Consider the following 17223-nt stretch of genomic DNA (forward strand, 5'->3'; position numbering starts at 1 on the left):
TATGACGCTTTCATTAAATTCCGGCGAAAACGCAATTGCTGAGTCCGTGCTGTCGCAATTTTCAGCCACTGGCGTGCAGTCCTGCTTTCATGGCAGACATATCAATCCGCAAATCCTTGCCGATCTTGACGGTAGTAATTGGCGCCTTGACGACTACGAAGCCCGTGGCGGCTATCAGGCGTTGCGCAAGATTCTTGGCCTGGATGGTGGCGCCGGCTTGACGCCCGACCAAGTCATTGCCGAGGTCAAGGCCGGCGGCTTGCGAGGCCGGGGTGGTGCGGGTTTTCCGACCGGACTAAAGTGGAGCTTCATGCCACGCCAGTTCCCGGGTCAGAAGTATCTGGTCTGCAATTCGGATGAAGGCGAGCCAGGCACCTGCAAAGACCGCGACATCATGCAGTACAACCCGCACAGCGTGATCGAAGGAATGGCGATTGCTGCTTATGCCATGGGTATCAGCGTCGGCTACAACTACATTCACGGTGAAATTTTTGCCACTTATCAGCGTTTTGAAGCAGCGCTAGCTGAAGCTCGTGCTGCAGGCTTGCTGGGTGACGGTATTCTGGGTAGCAGCTTCAATTTCCAGCTTCATGCGTCGCATGGTTTCGGGGCCTATATCTGCGGTGAAGAAACCGCTCTGCTGGAGTCGCTGGAAGGCAAGAAGGGCCAACCGCGTTTCAAGCCGCCGTTTCCGGCCAGTTTCGGGCTGTATGGCAAGCCCACCACCATCAACAACACCGAAACCTTTGCTGCCGTGCCGTGGATCATCCGCAATGGTGGCGCAGCCTACCTTGAGTGCGGCAAGCCGAACAATGGCGGCACCAAGATTTATTCGGTCTCCGGCGATGTTGAATTGCCTGGAAACTATGAAGTCCCGATGGGAACGCCGTTCGCCAAGCTGTTGGAACTGGCTGGCGGTATTCGCAAGGGTCGCACACTCAAGGCTGTGATTCCAGGTGGATCATCGTCGCCGGTGTTGCCTGCGGCGATCATGATGGAATGCACCATGGACTATGACTCGATTGCCAAAGCTGGATCCATGCTGGGCTCCGGGGCAGTGATCGTGATGGACGATTCCCGCTGCATGGTCGAGTCTTTGAAGCGTCTTTCATACTTTTACATGCATGAGTCCTGCGGTCAATGTACGCCATGTCGCGAAGGAACGGGCTGGCTGTGGCGTGTGGTGGACCGCATTCACAACGGACTTGGCCGTGCCAGTGATCTGGACCTGCTCAATTCGGTAGCAGACAACATTCAGGGGCGAACGATTTGCGCCTTGGGTGATGCCGCAGCCATGCCGGTGCGCGCCATGATCAAGCATTACCGACATGAATTTGAAGCGATGATTCCAAAAAGTGAATCACCAGCTGCCATGAATCCAAGTACCGTTCAGTCGATCAGTCGCACTGCGGCACAAGCCTGAACTGCGGAAAGAAAAAAATATGGTTGAAATAGAACTGGATGGCCAGAAAGTAGAGGTGCTTGAAGGCAGCACGGTGATGCATGCGGCTGAAAAAGCAGGTACCTACATTCCGCATTTCTGTTATCACAAGAAGCTGAGCATTGCCGCCAACTGCCGCATGTGCCTCGTCGATGTGGAAAAGGCGCCTAAACCCATGCCTGCATGCGCTACACCTGTCACACAAGGCATGGTCGTGCACACCAAGAACGACAAAGCCATCAAAGCCCAGAAAGGAGTGATGGAGTTTCTGCTGATCAATCATCCTCTGGACTGTCCGATTTGTGATCAGGGCGGGGAATGCCAGTTGCAGGATCTTGCTGTGGGTTACGGCGCTGGTGAATCCCGGTATCAGGAAGAAAAGCGCATGGTTTTCCACAAGGATGTGGGACCGTTGGTTTCTATGCAGGAAATGAGCCGTTGCATCCACTGCACCCGCTGCGTTCGCTTTGGCCAGGAATTGGCCGGCGTGATGGAGTTGGGCATGTCGCACCGTGGTGAGCATGCCGAAATTGAAACCTTTGTGGGCATGTCAGTGGACTCGGAATTGTCCGGCAACATGATTGATCTTTGCCCGGTGGGCGCACTGACCAGCAAGCCGTTTCGTTACAGCGCCCGCACTTGGGAATTGTCGCGTCGCAAGTCGGTCAGTCCTCACGATTCGACAGGTGCCAACCTGATCGTCCAAGTCAAGCATGACAAAGTCATGCGCGTGCTGCCGCTTGAAAACGAAGCCGTCAACGAATGCTGGATTGCAGACCGTGACCGGTTTTCCTACGAAGCCCTCAATACCGATGACAGACTAACTCGCCCCATGCTCAAGCAGGGCGGTGAATGGAAAACGGTTGACTGGCAAACTGCACTTGAATATGTCGCCAATGGACTAAAACAAATCAAATCAGAGTATGGTGTCGACAGCATTGGCACACTGGCAAGCCCTCACAGCACGCTGGAAGAACTCCATCTGGCATCTTCTCTGATGCGTGGCCTTGGCAGCGAAAATATTGACTATCGCTTGCGCAATGCAGATTTCACCTCATCATCTTTGGTTCGATGGCTTGGCACTTCCATTGCCTCACTGTCGCAACTGCAGCGCGTCCTGGTAGTTGGCTCCAACCTGCGCAAGGACCATCCCTTGTTTGCACTGCGTATCAGGCAGTCGGTCCGAAATGGCTGTGTGCTCAGTACGGTTAATTCGCTGAATGAACTGCCCTTAACGGATGCATGGGCGATGCCTGTCTCCAACGCTCTGCTAGCGTCGTCTGAAAACTGGGCGCAATCGCTGGCCAATGTTGCCGCGGCAATCGCTGTTGAAAAGGGCGTGATCGCACCCGTTTCCGGCGAAGTCACTGAGACGGCAAAAGCAATAGCACTGTCTTTGATGAGTGGTGAGCGCAAAGCGATCCTGCTGGGTAATGCCGCTGCGCATCATGCAAATGCTTCCAGTCTGCTTGCACTGGCCAACTGGATAGGAGAGCAATGCGCCGCCAGCGTGGGTTACCTGACTGAAGCTGCCAATACCGTTGGCGCACAATTCGTCAATGCACTCCCAGGCAACGGGGGGTTGAATGCAGGCCAGATGCTCGATGGCAGACTCAAGGCCGTAATCTTGCTGAACAACGAACCTGAATTCGATTCGGCTCCCGGTGTTCAATCCAAAGCTTCACTGAATTCTTCACAGATGGTTGTCACCTTAAGTCCTTTCAAGGCCAACATGAGTTTCAGCGATGTGATGTTGCCGATTTCTCCTTTTACGGAAACACCAGGTACCTTCATCAACGCTGAAGGTCGTATCCAGAGTTTTCATGCAGTGGTCAAGCCCAATGGGGAAACGCGTCCTGCATGGAAAGTCTTGCGCGTATTGGCCAACTTGCTGGGTTTGCCAGGCTTCAATTTTGAATCGTCAAGCGATGTGCTCAAGAGCATTCGTGATGCGGATGCCAGTCACATTGCTTCAGATCGACTGGGCAATGCAATCCAGCACGGGGTGGATGTCTCTGCCGTGAGCGGCCCTGCACCAGTGGTGGCGAGCATTTACCAACTCGACGGGTTGGTCAGACGTGCCACTTCGTTGCAGTTGACAGCCGATGCGCGCAAGGCTGCAAGTTTTGAAGGGGCGGGCGCATGACTGATGGAATGTATGCGACGGGGCAAGGCTTGATGGGCGGGATCTGGCCGGCCACTGTCTGGCCGGTACTCTGGGTGTTTATCAAGATTGTTGCAGTGCTGGCACCGCTGATGGGGTGCGTGGCTTACCTCACTTTATGGGAAAGAAAAGCCATTGGTTTTACACAGGTTCGCCTTGGTCCTAACCGCATCGGACCATTCGGCCTGCTGCAGCCGATTGCCGATGCACTCAAGCTGTTGACCAAGGAAATCATCATTCCTACAGCAGCCAGCAAGGGCTTGTTCGTGTTGGGTCCTATCATGACCATCATGCCTGCACTTGCAGCCTGGGCGGTGATTCCGTTTGGCCCTGATGTGGCGTTGGCCAATGTTAACGCCGGCTTGCTGTTTATCATGGCCATCACTTCTCTGGAAGTTTACGGCGTCATCATTGCTGGCTGGGCTTCAAATTCCAAGTATGCATTTTTGGGTGCAATGCGCGCATCGGCCCAAATGGTGAGCTATGAAATCGCAATGGGCTTTTGCCTTGTGGTGGTGCTGATGGTTTCCGGCAGCTTGAACATGACCGATATTGTCATGAGCCAAGGCTCCGGCATGGCCGCCAGTCGGGGTCTGACTTTCCTGTCATGGAACTGGTTGCCTTTGCTGCCTATCTTCGTCGTGTATTTCATTTCCAGTCTGGCTGAAACCAACCGTCACCCATTCGACGTGGTGGAAGGCGAATCCGAGATCGTGGCCGGTCACATGGTGGAATATTCGGGCATGTCTTTTGCCATGTTCTTCCTGGCTGAATATGCCAACATGATTCTGGTATCTGTTCTTTGCGTGCTCCTGTTCCTCGGTGGTTGGCTGTCGCCGATAGACCATGCATTGTTCAACTGGATTCCAGGCTGGATCTGGCTGGGTCTGAAGACCTTTGTGGTCGTCACGATTTTTCTATGGGTTCGTTCAACCTTTCCGCGTTTCCGCTACGACCAGATCATGCGTCTAGGTTGGAAAATCTTCATACCTGTGACCTTGGTTTGGCTGGTGGTCGTTGGGGCTTGGATGCAGACCTCTTACAACATCTGGAAATAGGCGAAAAAGTCATGTCTGCTGTCGCATCCGTTAAGGATTTTGTTTCAAGCTTCATGTTGACCGAACTGCTCAAGGGCATGGCCTTGACCGGAAAATACATGTTCAGCCGCAAGATCACAATTCAGTTTCCTGAAGAAAAAACCCCATTAAGCCCGCGTTTTCGTGGCCTGCATGCATTGCGCCGGTATGAAAATGGAGAAGAGCGTTGTATTGCCTGCAAGCTTTGCGAAGCTGTATGCCCTGCGCTTGCGATCACCATCGAATCAGATGTCCGTGAAGACGGCAGCCGCCGAACGTCACGCTACGACATTGACCTGACCAAATGCATTTTTTGCGGCTTTTGCGAAGAAAGCTGTCCGGTCGATTCCATCGTTGAAACACACATTTTGGAATATCACGGCGAAAAACGAGGTGACTTGTACTTCACCAAAGAGATGCTGCTGGCTGTAGGTGATCGCTACGAAAGTGAAATTGCTGCAAATCGCGCAGCAGATGCCAAATACCGGTGAGATTCCTCGCTCCATTGTCCGCCTTTGTTAGTAGAAAGAATTTCCTTCAACATGGACGCTAAAACAGGTCTTTTTTATGTGTTCGCTGCGATACTGCTTTTTGCAGCGTTTCGCGTCATTACAGCCCGCAACCCGGTGCACGCTGCCCTTTTTCTGGTACTTGCATTTTTTCAGGCAGCGGCCATCTGGATTTTGCTTAAAGCCGAGTTTTTGGCGATCACACTAGTACTGGTTTACGTAGGCGCTGTGATGGTGCTTTTCCTTTTCGTGGTGATGATGCTGGACATCAACCTGGACAGTGCCCGCAAGGGTTTTTGGAAGCATTTTCCGCTGGCCGGCACGGTGGGCGTTGTCATCGCCCTGGAAATGTCGTACGTGGTGATGGGCGGTTTTCGTGAGCCTCCAAAAAGCGCTTCATTATCTGTAACCAGCGATCTTGCGGCCCAAGTTTCTAACACCAAAGAATTGGGCAAGGTACTCTATTCGCAATACATCTATCCGCTTGAAATTGCTGCCGTGATTTTGTTAGTTGCCATTATTGCAGCCATTGCTTTGACCTTGCGCGAGCGCAAAGATTCCAAGCGAATCAATCCGTCAGATCAGGTTCGTGTGAAAGCACAAGACCGTATCAGACTGGTCAAGATGAAGTCTGTCGTTGCTGTGTCTGACATCGTATCCGCCGCATCTGTAGAGGAAAAAAAATAATGATGCTCACGCTTGGACATTTTCTTTCACTAGGCGCCATGCTGTTTGCCCTGTCGGTCATTGGCATTTTCCTGAACCGAAAGAACCTGATCGTGCTGCTCATGGCCATTGAGCTGATGCTGCTGGCCGTGAACATGAATTTCGTGGCATTTTCGTATTACCTAAATGACATGGCTGGCCAAGTATTTGTATTTTTCATACTGACCGTCGCAGCGGCTGAGTCTGCCATTGGTCTGGCTATTTTGGTGCTGCTGTTTCGCAACAAGTCCAGTATCAATGTCGACGATCTCAACACGCTTCAGGGTTAACAACAAGATGAGCCAAACCCTTTCTGCATCAACGTTGCTGGCCGTTCCGCTGGCACCTCTGACTGGCGCGCTGCTGGCTGGGATTCTGGGAACCACTTTTGGTGGCAACTGGATAGGACGCCGTCTCTCGCACACCCTGACCATTCTGGGTGTTTTTGTAGCCTTCATCATTTCGGCCATGACACTGCAAAGTGTCGTCGTTGATGGTGCGCGGTTTAATGAAACGCTTTACACCTGGATGACGGTGGGCAACCTAAAGATGGAAGTCGGTTTTCTGGTGGACGGTCTGACCGCCATGATGATGTGCGTCGTTACTTTTGTCTCGCTTATGGTGCACATCTACACCATCGGCTATATGGAAGAAGATGCAGGCTACAACCGCTTCTTTGCGTATATTTCTCTGTTCACCTTTTCCATGCTGATGCTGGTAATGAGCAACAACATGCTGCAGCTGTTCTTTGGCTGGGAAGCCGTTGGCCTGGTCTCGTATTTGTTGATTGGTTTCTGGTTCAACAAACCCAGCGCTATTTTTGCCAACATGAAGGCCTTTCTGGTAAATCGGGTCGGTGACTTTGGCTTCATTCTGGGGATTGCGCTGATTGCTGCCTACGCAGGCACTCTGAACTATGGCGAAGCTTTTGCAAAAGCCGACGAGCTTTCCAGGCTGACATTTCCCGGCACTGGCTGGATGTTGATCACCGTGATCTGTATTTGCCTGTTCATTGGCGCCATGGGCAAGTCGGCCCAGTTCCCCTTGCATGTCTGGTTGCCTGACTCCATGGAAGGTCCAACGCCGATCTCGGCGCTGATTCACGCAGCGACCATGGTGACGGCTGGTATTTTTATGGTGGCCCGAATGTCGCCGCTGTTTGAACTTAGCGATGCCGCTTTGAGTTTTATCATGGTGATTGGTGCTATCACCGCACTGTTCATGGGCTTTCTGGGCATCATCCAGAACGACATCAAGCGGGTCATTGCGTATTCCACGCTGTCGCAGTTGGGTTATATGACAGTAGCGCTGGGCGCATCGGCCTACTCCGTGGCGGTGTTTCACCTGATGACGCATGCATTTTTCAAGGCATTGCTGTTTCTGGGGGCCGGCTCGGTGATCATTGGTATGCACCACAACCAGGATATTCGCTGGATGGGTGGCGTACGCAAGTACATGCCGATCACCTGGATCACCTTCCTGCTGGGTTCACTGGCCCTGATTGGAACGCCATTGTTCTCAGGTTTTTATTCGAAGGACAGCATTATCGAAGCCGTGGCCGAGAGCCACCTCTGGGGCAGTGGCTTTGCTTATTTCGCAGTGCTGGCAGGCGTTTTTGTGACGGCGTTCTACTCATTCCGACTGTATTTTCTTGTGTTTCATGGTAGGGAGCGGTACGACCAGAATCCCGATGCCCACCATGATGCGCATGACGACCACGGCCATCACGATGAGCACCACGAACCCCACGAATCAACCTGGGTAGTGACCTTGCCACTGGTTTTGCTGGCCATTCCATCGGTCATCATTGGCTTCCTCACGATTGAGCCGATGCTGTTCGGTGACTTTTTCAAGGGTGCGATTTTTGTTAATCTGGAGCGGCATCCCGCCATGGAAGAGTTGGCCGCGCTGTTTCATGGACCCGTGCAGATGGCAACTCATGGCTTGACAGCGCCTCCCTTCTGGCTTGCCCTGTCTGGCGTCGTGCTGGCCTACTACATGTACATGGTCAATCCTGCCTTGCCCACAGCTGTCAAACGCAACCTGAGTCCCATCTACCAGCTGCTTGAAAACAAGTACTACCTGGACTGGTTCAACGAAAACGTCATTGCCCGCGGCATGCGCGGACTCGGCACCGTGTTCTGGAAGGTAGGCGACCAGATCCTGATTGACGGCGCGCTCGTGAACGGTTCCTGGAAACTCGTTGGGTGGGTGTCCAGCATGGTCAGGCGCCTGCAGTCGGGTTATATCTATCACTATGCCTTTGGCATGATTACTGGCATCTTTGTGTTGATGACGTATTTCGTCTGGCTCAACCGATAAAAACAATCTAGAAGAAGAAGAAGGAAGAGAAAAATGGGATTGTTGAGCCTCGCCATCTGGGTGCCGATTTTTTTTGGTGTCGGTTTATTGGCCTTGGGTAAGGAAAGTCAGGCGCGCACCGTTCGCTGGATCGCACTGATCGGCGCCATCGTCAGTTTTCTGGTCACGTTGCCCTTGTATGCAGGTTTCGAATTGGGCACCTCGGCCATGCAATTCGTTGAGAAAAGCAGCTGGATTCCACGTTTCAACATGAACTACCACTTGGGTGTGGACGGCATTTCACTGTGGTTTGTGCTATTGACGGCATTTATTAACGTGGTGGTCATCATCGCCAGTTGGGAATCCATCACGACCCGTGTCAACCAGTACATGGCGTCATTTTTGATCTTGAGCGGCCTGATGATCGGCGTGTTTGCTGCGCTGGACGGTATGCTTTTTTATGTCTTCTTTGAAGCCACGCTGATTCCGATGTACCTGATCATTGGCATATGGGGTGGACCAAACAAGATCTATGCAGCCTTCAAGTTTTTCCTGTATACGCTGCTCGGCTCGTTGCTGATGCTGGTGGCACTGGTTTTTCTGTACAACAAGTCGGGCGGCAGTTTCGATATCCTGGCATGGCACAAGCTGCCCTTGTCGGGTTCGGCGCAAACACTGCTTTTCTTTTCGTTCTTTGCAGCTTTCGCTGTGAAGGTTCCGATGTTCCCGGTGCATACCTGGCTGCCTGATGTCCACGTCGAAGCGCCCACCGGCGGCTCTGCCGTGCTGGCGGCGATCATGCTCAAACTGGGCGCCTACGGATTCCTGCGGTTTTCGATGCCCATCGTGCCCGATGCTTCGCGCGAGTGGGCATGGTTAATGATTGCCTTTTCGCTGATTGCCGTGATTTATGTGGGCCTGGTGGCGCTGGTCCAGCGTGACATGAAGAAGCTTGTGGCGTATTCGTCGGTGGCGCACATGGGCTTTGTGACGCTCGGCTTTTTCCTGTTCAACGACTTAAGCGTCTCGGGTGGCATTGTCCAAATGATTGCACATGGTTTTGTTTCCGCCGCCATGTTCCTGTGCATTGGCGTGCTGTATGACCGTGTGCATTCGCGCGAGATTGCAAGCTACGGTGGCGTGGTCAACACCATGCCCAAGTTTGCAGCCTTCGCGCTACTGTTTGCCATGGCCAATTGTGGCTTGCCAGCCACCGCGGGATTCGTGGGAGAGTGGATGGTGATCCTGGGCGCAGTCAAATCGAATTTCTGGATCGGCATGGCGGCGGCATCGGCATTGATCTCGGGCGCGGCTTATACCCTTTGGATGTACAAGCGTGTGTATCTTGGCCCTGTGACGAATGAAAAGGTCAAGAAATTGCTCGATATCAATAACCGCGAGTTCCTGATGCTGGCGATGCTGGCGGTTGCAGTGCTCTATATGGGCATTTATCCCAAGCCGTTTACCGATGTGATGAACACGTCGGTGGCTGACTTGCTAAGGCATGTTGCGCTTTCGAAACTGAACTAAGAAAACTCAAAGAATTCAGATGATTGACAAACTCAGTTGGATCGCGGTTTATCCCGAACTTGTTTTATTGGTCATGTCCTGTGTCATCGCGCTGGTCGACCTGGGCGTCAAGACGCCACGGCGCTCGCTTACCTATGCATTGACGCTGCTGACGCTTGGCGTGGTGGCCATCATGGAAGCCAACACTGCACTCGGTGGTCAGGTATTTTATGGTTTCGGCAACATGGTTGTGGTGGACCCTATGGGCAGCTGGATGAAATGCTTTGCAAGCGTTGCCCTGATGGTTACAATCGTCTATGGCCGGCCTTATGCTGCCGACCGCGACATGCTGCGTGGCGGCGAATTCTTCACGCTGAGCCTGTTTTCCTTGCTCGGCATGTTCGTGATGATTTCAGGCCATAACTTTCTGGTGCTCTACATGGGCCTGGAATTGATGGCGCTGTCCAGTTATGCCTTGGTCGCCTTGCGCCGGGACGACGCGCAGGCAACCGAAGCGGCCATGAAATATTTCGTGCTTAGCGCACTCGCTTCGGGATTCCTGCTTTACGGCTTCTCAATGCTCTACGGTGCTACGGGCTCGCTCAACATCAATGAAGTGTTCAATGCCATCGCCAGCCGGCAGGTCAAACATCAGGTGTTGGTGTTTGGTCTGGTTTTCGTTGTCGCGGGACTGGCTTTTAAACTGGGCGCGGTGCCGTTTCACATGTGGCTGCCTGACGTCTACCACGGCGCACCCACTGCTGTGACGCTGATTATCGGCGGTGCACCGCAACTGGCAGCATTTGCCATGACGATTCGTCTGCTTGTTGAAGGCCTGCTGCCGCTGGCTATTGACTGGCAGCAGATGCTGGGATTGATGGCCATTGGGTCTTTGCTAATCGGCAATCTGGCTGCTGTTGCACAGACCAACCTCAAGCGCATGCTGGCGTTTTCGACCATTTCCCAGATGGGTTTCCTGTTGCTGGGTCTGCTGGCGGGCGTTGTCAATGGCAACCAGCTCAACACGGAATCGGCATACGGCGCCGCCATGTTTTATGCCTTGACCTATGTGCTGACCACACTCGCCGCCTTTGGCATCATCTTGCTGCTGGCCCGCTCCGGCCACGAGTCCGAAGAAATCACCGATCTTTCGGGCCTGAACCAGCGCAGCCCCTTGTACGCGGGTGTCATGGCGATGAGCATGTTCTCCCTGGCCGGATTGCCGCCACTGGTCGGCTTTTACGCCAAGCTGGGTGTGCTGCAGGCCTTGATTTCGTCAGGCCAGACAAGCTATCTGGTGCTCGCCGTCTTTGCCGTGATGATGTCGTTGATTGGTGCCTTCTATTACCTGCGCGTGATCAAGGTCATGTATTTTGACGCACCGCATCTCCACAATGCGCAACCGATTCATGCGCCGGCTGATGCGCGGATTGTGCTGGCCATCAATGGTGCTCTGCTTCTGGCACTGGGTATTGCACCGGGCGGCCTGATGACGCTTTGCGCCCAGTCGATCAACAGCATCGTCAACTCGCTCGGAGTGTGAGTTTGAACCAGACCGCGTCGGTATGGCTGGTGTTGATGCTGGCCTTGTTGATGGCCAACATGCCGTTTTTCAGCAACCGGCTGTTTGTCGTGCATGCGCTCAATTCGCCCAAGAACCTGGCTGTCCGGCTGGCAGAATTGCTGATCTGGTACTTGGTGGTGGGTGGCGTGGGCTTGTATCTTGAGCAGCGAAACGGACAGATTGCACCGCAGGGCTGGGAGTTTTATGCCATCACGGGAACTCTTTTCCTGACGTTTGCCTTTCCCGGCTTCACCTACCGCTACCTTTTTAAACACCGACCATGACGAACCTGTCCGATGCCGGGGTGAGCGGGGCCGTCGACGATTCGCACCTGGCTGAAAAAAAACTCAGTTCGGATGAAATCCTTGTCGGCAACTTTCTTCAGATCCGCCGTGATACGGTCAGTCTTCCCGATTGCCGGCACACCACCCGCGAGTACGTGGTGCATCCGGGTGCCGTGATGATCGTGGCCCTGCTGGATGACGGACAGGTGGTGCTGGAGCGCCAGTACCGCTATCCGCTCCATGCCGTGATGATTGAGTTTCCTGCGGGAAAACTAGATGCCGGCGAGTCGTCGTTTGAATGTGCAAGACGCGAACTGCGGGAAGAAACGGGCTATACCGCGCGTGAATGGGCCAAGGCAGGCGTCTTGCATCCAGCCATTGCCTATTCCACCGAATTCATCGACATTTGGTTTGCACGGGGATTGACGCCGGGCGAGCAACAACTTGACAGCGGCGAATTTCTTGAGGTGTTCAGCGCCACGCCAGAAGAACTGATGAAGTGGTGCGCCAGCGGCTGGGTGACCGATGCCAAGACGCTCACGGGGATGCTGTGGTTGTCCAACATGCTGTCGGGCGCATGGACATTGGAATGGCAGACAGCATAGCGCCAACGGTCTTGCCATACTGCGCCCATGAAAGTCCTGAATCTCCGTTGTCCGCATCTGCATTCGTTCGAGGGCTGGTTCGGGTCCGAGGATGACTTCCAGGACCAGCAACAGCGTGGCCTGATGGCCTGTCCCCTGTGTGCCGACACCGACATTCAAAAAATGCCCAGTGCTCCCCGGCTCAATTTTGGCGGGCACCATGCCCCTGAATCCGATTCAAACCGTGCGGATCCGGCAACGCCTTCCCCAACCAGCGGGAATCTTCTGTTGCAAGGCGAAAAGGCGCGCATCGGCCAGGCAGAAGGCACGCTGCCGGAAATCGGCCTGACGGCACAGGCCGTCTTTTTGACCGCCCTGCGCCAGGTGGTGGCCGCAACTGAAGACATGGGTCCACACTTTGCCGAGGAAGCACGCCGCATGCACTATGGGGAAGTCGAAGCGCGCAGCATTCGCGGCCAGGCCAGCGCGCGCGAAGCGGTGGAACTTCTGGAGGAGGGGATTCACGTCATTCCGCTTCCAATGCTCGCCGCTTTCAAGGAAACCCTGCAGTAGGCATCAAAAGACAGTCGAAAGACAGATTACCCGTCTGTCGACTGTAACCCCCCGGCCCCGATCAGGGGTACAGGCCGCGCAGCTCGCGCGTATGCAGGATGCGCTGGCAGGCCACGATGAAGGTGGCCGTGCGCAGGCTGACCTTTTTTTCCTGTGCGACTTGCCAGACGGCGGCAAAAGCGGTCTTCATGATTTTCACGAGGCGTGCGTTGATCTCGTCCTCGTCCCAGAAAAAGCTGGAAAAATCCTGTACCCATTCAAAGTAGCTGACCGTCACGCCGCCAGCATTGGCGATCACATCGGGCACCACCAGGACATTGCGCTCCTGCAGGATGTCATCAGCCGCCGGTGTGGTCGGACCGTTGGCTCCTTCGATGATCATGCGGGCCTTGATGCGGCCGGCATTGGCGGCGGTGATCTGTTGCTCCAGCGCCGCCGGAATCATGATGTCGCAGTCAACGCTCCAGAACTCTTCGTCGGCGATGACATCGGCATTGGCAAAGCCGGCGACGCTACCCGTGTTTTCCACATGCTGCAGCAGCGCTGGAACATCCAGTCCGGCATCACTGAAAATCGTGCCGCCATGGTCCTGCACGGCAACGATGCGTGCGCCCGTTTCGGCAAACAACTTGCCGGCCACGCCGCCTACGTTGCCAAAACCCTGCACTGCAACCCGCGCCGTGGCAATGTCCAGCCCGATGTGCCGTGCTGCTTCCGTGCCTACCGTGAACACGCCGCGCCCGGTGGCTTCACGCCGGCCCAGTGAGCCGCCCAGATCGACCGGCTTGCCCGTGACCACGCCGGTTGCGGTGGAGCCGGTATTCATGGAATAAGTGTCCATCATCCAGGCCATGATCTGCTCGTTGGTGTTGACGTCAGGCGCCGGTATGTCTTTGTTGGGGCCGATGATGATGCCGATCTCGCTGGTGTAGCGGCGTGTCATGCGTTCGAGTTCGCCCCGTGAGAGCTTCTTCGGGTCGACGCGGATGCCACCCTTGGCGCCGCCGTAGGGCACGTTCACCGCCGCATTCTTCACCGACATCCAGGCCGACAACGCCATGACTTCCGAAAGCGTGACATCTTGGTGAAAGCGCACGCCGCCCTTGCCGGGGCCGCGCGAGACATTGTGCTGCACGCGGTAGCCCTCAAAGTGCGCCACCGTGCCGTCGTCCATATGAATTGGTACATCGACAATCAGGATGCGCTTGGGCCGTTTGAGGGTCTCGGCCCAGCGCGCCAGATTGCCCAGGTGTGGAATGACCCTGTCTACCTGCTGGAGGTAGTTGCCCCACGGCCCGAGGTTGTCGGCCTGAAGATAGGACGGAACGGCGGAGGCCGGTGCGATTGCGCTTTCGCCTTCGGCGGAGGTTGGTGACATGAAAAGTCCTTGTGAAAACAAATGGAGGTGGCGCAGCTTAGAGCGCGCAAACCCGACTGTCCAAGGCCTAGTTTATGTATGGTTATGCATGAAATGCATAGTTGTGAAAAGTGCACGCCAAATCCGCTGCAACGCCTGCCTGTGCCGACGCTTGGCATCTAGCGGCTCGACAAGACCTCAAGCAGGGTGGCGGCAAGTTCGTCAGCGGCGAACTTGGCAATATAGGCATCTGCGCCGACGGTCTTGACATGGCCTTCATTGGCCGCGCCTGTCAGCGAGGAATGGATGACGACGGGAATCGATTTGAATCTGGCATCGCTCTTGATGTTGCGCGTCAGGGTGAAGCCATCCATTTCAGGCATCTCCAGGTCGGTCAGGACCAGGGCGACCTTGTCGTGCACAGTCTTGCCCTCGGCTTGGGCCTGGGTGTTGATGGCCTGCAGACGGTCCCAGGCCTCCTTGCCGGTTTTGGTCATGATGTGGGGAACGCCCATGGCCGCCAAGCCTTGCTCGATCATCGACCGGGCCAGGGCGGAATCATCGGCTGCCAGGACAATCGTGCCTGGAGGAAGGTTCACTTTCACACCAGGCGCCGTAACGGTGCCCTGCTTTTCAGGCGGCATGACGTCTTGCAGGATCTGCTCGACATCGAGCACCTGTGCCAGCCGTGTGTTTTCGATATCGCCATCGAGCCGGGCGATGCTGGTCACCAGGCCGCCGCCCTGGCCTTCGGCCGAGAGCACCTGCTGCCATTCCAGCCGGACGATTTCACTGACTTCCTCGACCGCAAAGGCCTGCGTGCTGCGGGCAAATTCGGTCACCAGCAAGATGGCCAGGCCATTCGTCGGCGTGCAGCCGACCACTGCGGGCAGGTTGATGACCGGGATGATCTGTCCCCGGACATTCGCCACGCCCATGACGTGGGGAGAGGAATTGGCCATGCTGGTGACGGGCGGCATGACCAGGATTTCACGCACTTTGAACACATTGATGCCGAACAATTCCCTTTGCCCTGAATTGGCCGCCTCGCCAAGGCGAAACAGCAGCAGCTCGAACTTGTTGTTCGATGTCAGGTTGGTACGTTCGTCGATGTCGTGAAACGCTGGCTTCATGGATTGCTTGCTGCCCGGTGATGGTGTAGGAAGGTTGCATGGCGCAAAGCGTATGCAGGTACTCGCTCCAATTTAGGTCAGGCAGCGCGTCTTCGTCTGTCCCATGAAAGGCGCCGATACCACGCACATCGGCCTTACCTTGCGCAGGTTTTTATGCTACGAACTGCAGCGCAGCCAGCCGGGCATAGACCTGGTTGGCGGTCATCAGCTGCTCATGGCTTCCCTGCTCCACGATGCGGCCATGGTCGATCACGACGATCCGGTCGGCCTTTTTGACTGTGGCCAGCCGGTGCGCAATCACCAGCGTGGTGCGGTCCTTCATGGCGGATTCGAGCGCTGCCTGCACCATGCGCTCGCTTTCGGCGTCCAGCGCGCTGGTGGCTTCGTCGAGGAGCAGGAGGGGCGAATTTTTCAGCATCGCCCGCGCAATCGCGATGCGCTGGCGCTGGCCGCCGGACAGGCGCACCCCGCGCTCGCCCAGAAAAGTGTCGAAGCCTTCGGGCAGCGCGCTGATGAATTCATGGGCAAACGCGGCCCGGGCTGCGGCCTTGACGTCCTCGTCCGTTGCGTCCGGCTTGCCGTAGCGGATGTTTTCCAGGGCGCTGGTCGAGAAAATCACCGCATCCTGGGGGACCAGTCCGATGCGTCCGCGCAAATCTTCCAGTGACATGTCGGCGGTGCGCACGCCGTCAAGTTCAATCCGGCCTGAAGCGGGGTCGTAAAAGCGTAGCAGCAGCTGGAATACCGTGCTCTTGCCCGCGCCGCTGGGGCCGACGATGGCGATGGTTTCACCCGGCGCCACGCTCAGGCTGAAATCAACCAGCGCCGGCTGTGTTCGCCGGGACGGGTAGTGAAACGTGACGTTTTCAAATTTAATAGCACTCCCTGCCCGTGTAATCTGCGCAGCAAGCGGATTTGGAGGTGAAGTGACGGGGGACTGGCTGTCCAGCAGTTCCATCAGCCGCTCGGTGGCGCCTGCCGCGCGCAACAGGTCGCCGTAGACTTCGCCGAGCACCGCCGCCGCGCTGGCCAGGATGATCACATAGACCACGGTCTGGCCCAGGTGGCCGGCAGAGATGTCGCCGCGCATCACTGCTTGCGTGCCCTGGTACAGGCCCCAGAGCAAGGCCGCCGAGGTGGCGATGATGATGAACGCCACCAGCACCGAGCGCGCCTTGGTGCGGCGAACTGCGATGGCGAAGGCATCGGCCGTGGACCGGTCGAAACGTGCCGCTTCCCGGTCTTCGGCGGTGTAGCTTTGCACCACCGGAATGGCATTGAGCACTTCGGCGGCAATCGCGCTGGAGTCGGCCACGCGGTCCTGGCTGGCGCGCGAGAGCTTGCGTACACGCCGCCCGAACCACACCGACGGTGCGACGATCAGCAGCAGCGCACCGAGAACCTGCACCATCAGGTAGGGGTTGGTGACCACCAGCATGCCCAGCGCGCCCACGCCCATGACGGCATTGCGCAGGCCCATGCTCAGCGACGAACCCACCACCGTCTGCACCAGCGTGGTGTCGCCGGTCAGGCGCGACAGCACCTCGCCGGTCTGCGTGGTTTCAAAAAACTCCGGGCTTTGCCGCACCACATGCGAATACACCGCATTGCGGATGTCGGCCGTGACGCGCTCGCCCAGCCAGCTGACGGTGTAGAAGCGACCCGCTGAAAAAAGCCCCAGCGCGGCAGCCACGCCAAACAACTCGAAAAAATGGGTGCGAAGCGCCATCAATTGCTCGCCCTTGTCGGCCGCGCCCATGCCGCCGTCGATCAGGCCGCGCAGCGCCAGCGGAAACACCAGTGTCGCCACGGCGGCCATGACCAGGAAAAGCACCGCCAGCCCGATGCGGCCCGAATACGGCCGCAGAAACGGGACCAGCCCCGACAGCGACCGGGGCGATCCCTTGGCGGGTGGCGAACTGGCAAGCATTGAAGTGCTGGAGGGAAGGGGAGTCGCGGTGGAAGTAGCCATACAGGCTATTTTAACTTTAAAGCTTGGCATTGCAAACACAGGCTTGACAAT

15 protein-coding genes are annotated in these 17223 nt (G+C 56.0%); 12 read left to right on the forward strand and 3 right to left on the reverse strand.

All coding sequences use genetic code 11. The features are described from left to right. Position 1 precedes the first annotated feature (1 nt). From nuoF to IWX85_RS00405, 12 genes are read left to right on the forward strand one after another with little or no spacing between them, the layout of a single operon-like run. Positions 2 to 1423, forward strand: a complete 1422-nt coding sequence (gene nuoF / locus IWX85_RS00350; protein ID WP_196868526.1) for an NADH-quinone oxidoreductase subunit NuoF — start codon at positions 2 to 4, stop codon at positions 1421 to 1423. 19 nt (positions 1424 to 1442) lie between these two features. After that, positions 1443 to 3587, forward strand: a complete 2145-nt coding sequence (gene nuoG, locus IWX85_RS00355; RefSeq protein WP_196868362.1) for an NADH-quinone oxidoreductase subunit NuoG — start codon at positions 1443 to 1445, stop codon at positions 3585 to 3587. After that, entirely contained in the window at positions 3584 to 4663 is a 1080-nt protein-coding gene (nuoH, locus tag IWX85_RS00360) for an NADH-quinone oxidoreductase subunit NuoH (protein WP_196868363.1), read from the forward strand. The genes nuoG and nuoH overlap by 4 nt, the downstream gene beginning before the upstream one ends. An 11-nt stretch (positions 4664 to 4674) precedes the next feature. Beyond that, positions 4675 to 5172, forward strand: coding sequence for an NADH-quinone oxidoreductase subunit NuoI (nuoI, locus tag IWX85_RS00365; RefSeq protein ID WP_029524391.1), 498 nt, complete (start codon positions 4675 to 4677; stop codon positions 5170 to 5172). 51 nt (positions 5173 to 5223) lie between these two features. Continuing rightward, a complete protein-coding gene (locus IWX85_RS00370) occupies positions 5224 to 5877 on the forward strand; it encodes an NADH-quinone oxidoreductase subunit J (RefSeq protein ID WP_036810382.1) in 654 nt (217 codons plus the stop codon). After that, positions 5877 to 6185 (forward strand): NADH-quinone oxidoreductase subunit NuoK, encoded by a 309-nt coding sequence (gene nuoK, locus IWX85_RS00375; protein WP_036810385.1) that lies wholly within the window; start codon positions 5877 to 5879, stop codon positions 6183 to 6185. Before IWX85_RS00370 ends, nuoK begins: the two co-directional genes overlap by 1 nt. A gap of 7 nt (positions 6186 to 6192) precedes the next feature. Next, positions 6193 to 8217 carry an NADH-quinone oxidoreductase subunit L gene (nuoL, locus tag IWX85_RS00380; protein ID WP_196868527.1) on the forward strand — a complete coding sequence of 675 codons (2025 nt, stop codon included), beginning with the start codon at positions 6193 to 6195 and terminating at the stop codon, positions 8215 to 8217. A gap of 33 nt (positions 8218 to 8250) precedes the next feature. Next, positions 8251 to 9726, forward strand: coding sequence for an NADH-quinone oxidoreductase subunit M (locus IWX85_RS00385; protein WP_036810391.1), 1476 nt, complete (start codon positions 8251 to 8253; stop codon positions 9724 to 9726). 19 nt (positions 9727 to 9745) lie between these two features. Beyond that, positions 9746 to 11248, forward strand: a complete 1503-nt coding sequence (gene nuoN, locus IWX85_RS00390) for an NADH-quinone oxidoreductase subunit NuoN (protein WP_036810392.1) — start codon at positions 9746 to 9748, stop codon at positions 11246 to 11248. Positions 11249 to 11250: 2 nt separating this feature from the next. Further along, entirely contained in the window at positions 11251 to 11553 is a 303-nt protein-coding gene (locus IWX85_RS00395; protein ID WP_196868364.1) for a DUF2818 family protein, read from the forward strand. Next, positions 11550 to 12158, forward strand: coding sequence for an NUDIX domain-containing protein (locus tag IWX85_RS00400; RefSeq protein WP_196868365.1), 609 nt, complete (start codon positions 11550 to 11552; stop codon positions 12156 to 12158). Before IWX85_RS00395 ends, IWX85_RS00400 begins: the two co-directional genes overlap by 4 nt. A 27-nt stretch (positions 12159 to 12185) precedes the next feature. Further along, entirely contained in the window at positions 12186 to 12710 is a 525-nt protein-coding gene (locus IWX85_RS00405) for a DUF1178 family protein (protein WP_196868366.1), read from the forward strand. A gap of 61 nt (positions 12711 to 12771) precedes the next feature. Here the strand turns inward: IWX85_RS00405 and IWX85_RS00410 are convergent, their stop codons facing one another. From IWX85_RS00410 to IWX85_RS00420, 3 genes are all read right to left on the reverse strand, one after another. After that, the gene (locus IWX85_RS00410) at positions 12772 to 14088 is read right to left on the reverse strand and encodes a Glu/Leu/Phe/Val dehydrogenase (protein WP_196868367.1); all 1317 of its coding nucleotides are present in this window, start codon (positions 14086 to 14088) and stop codon (positions 12772 to 12774) included. Positions 14089 to 14246: 158 nt separating this feature from the next. Then, entirely contained in the window at positions 14247 to 15200 is a 954-nt protein-coding gene (locus tag IWX85_RS00415; protein ID WP_196868368.1) for a chemotaxis protein, read from the reverse strand. 151 nt (positions 15201 to 15351) lie between these two features. Next, positions 15352 to 17130 carry an ABC transporter transmembrane domain-containing protein gene (locus tag IWX85_RS00420; RefSeq protein WP_231379451.1) on the reverse strand — a complete coding sequence of 593 codons (1779 nt, stop codon included), beginning with the start codon at positions 17128 to 17130 and terminating at the stop codon, positions 15352 to 15354. Positions 17131 to 17223 lie beyond the last annotated feature (93 nt).

The organism is Polaromonas sp. CG_9.11, assembly GCF_015752225.1.
In the GTDB taxonomy this organism is placed as follows: Bacteria; Pseudomonadota; Gammaproteobacteria; order Burkholderiales; family Burkholderiaceae_C; genus Polaromonas.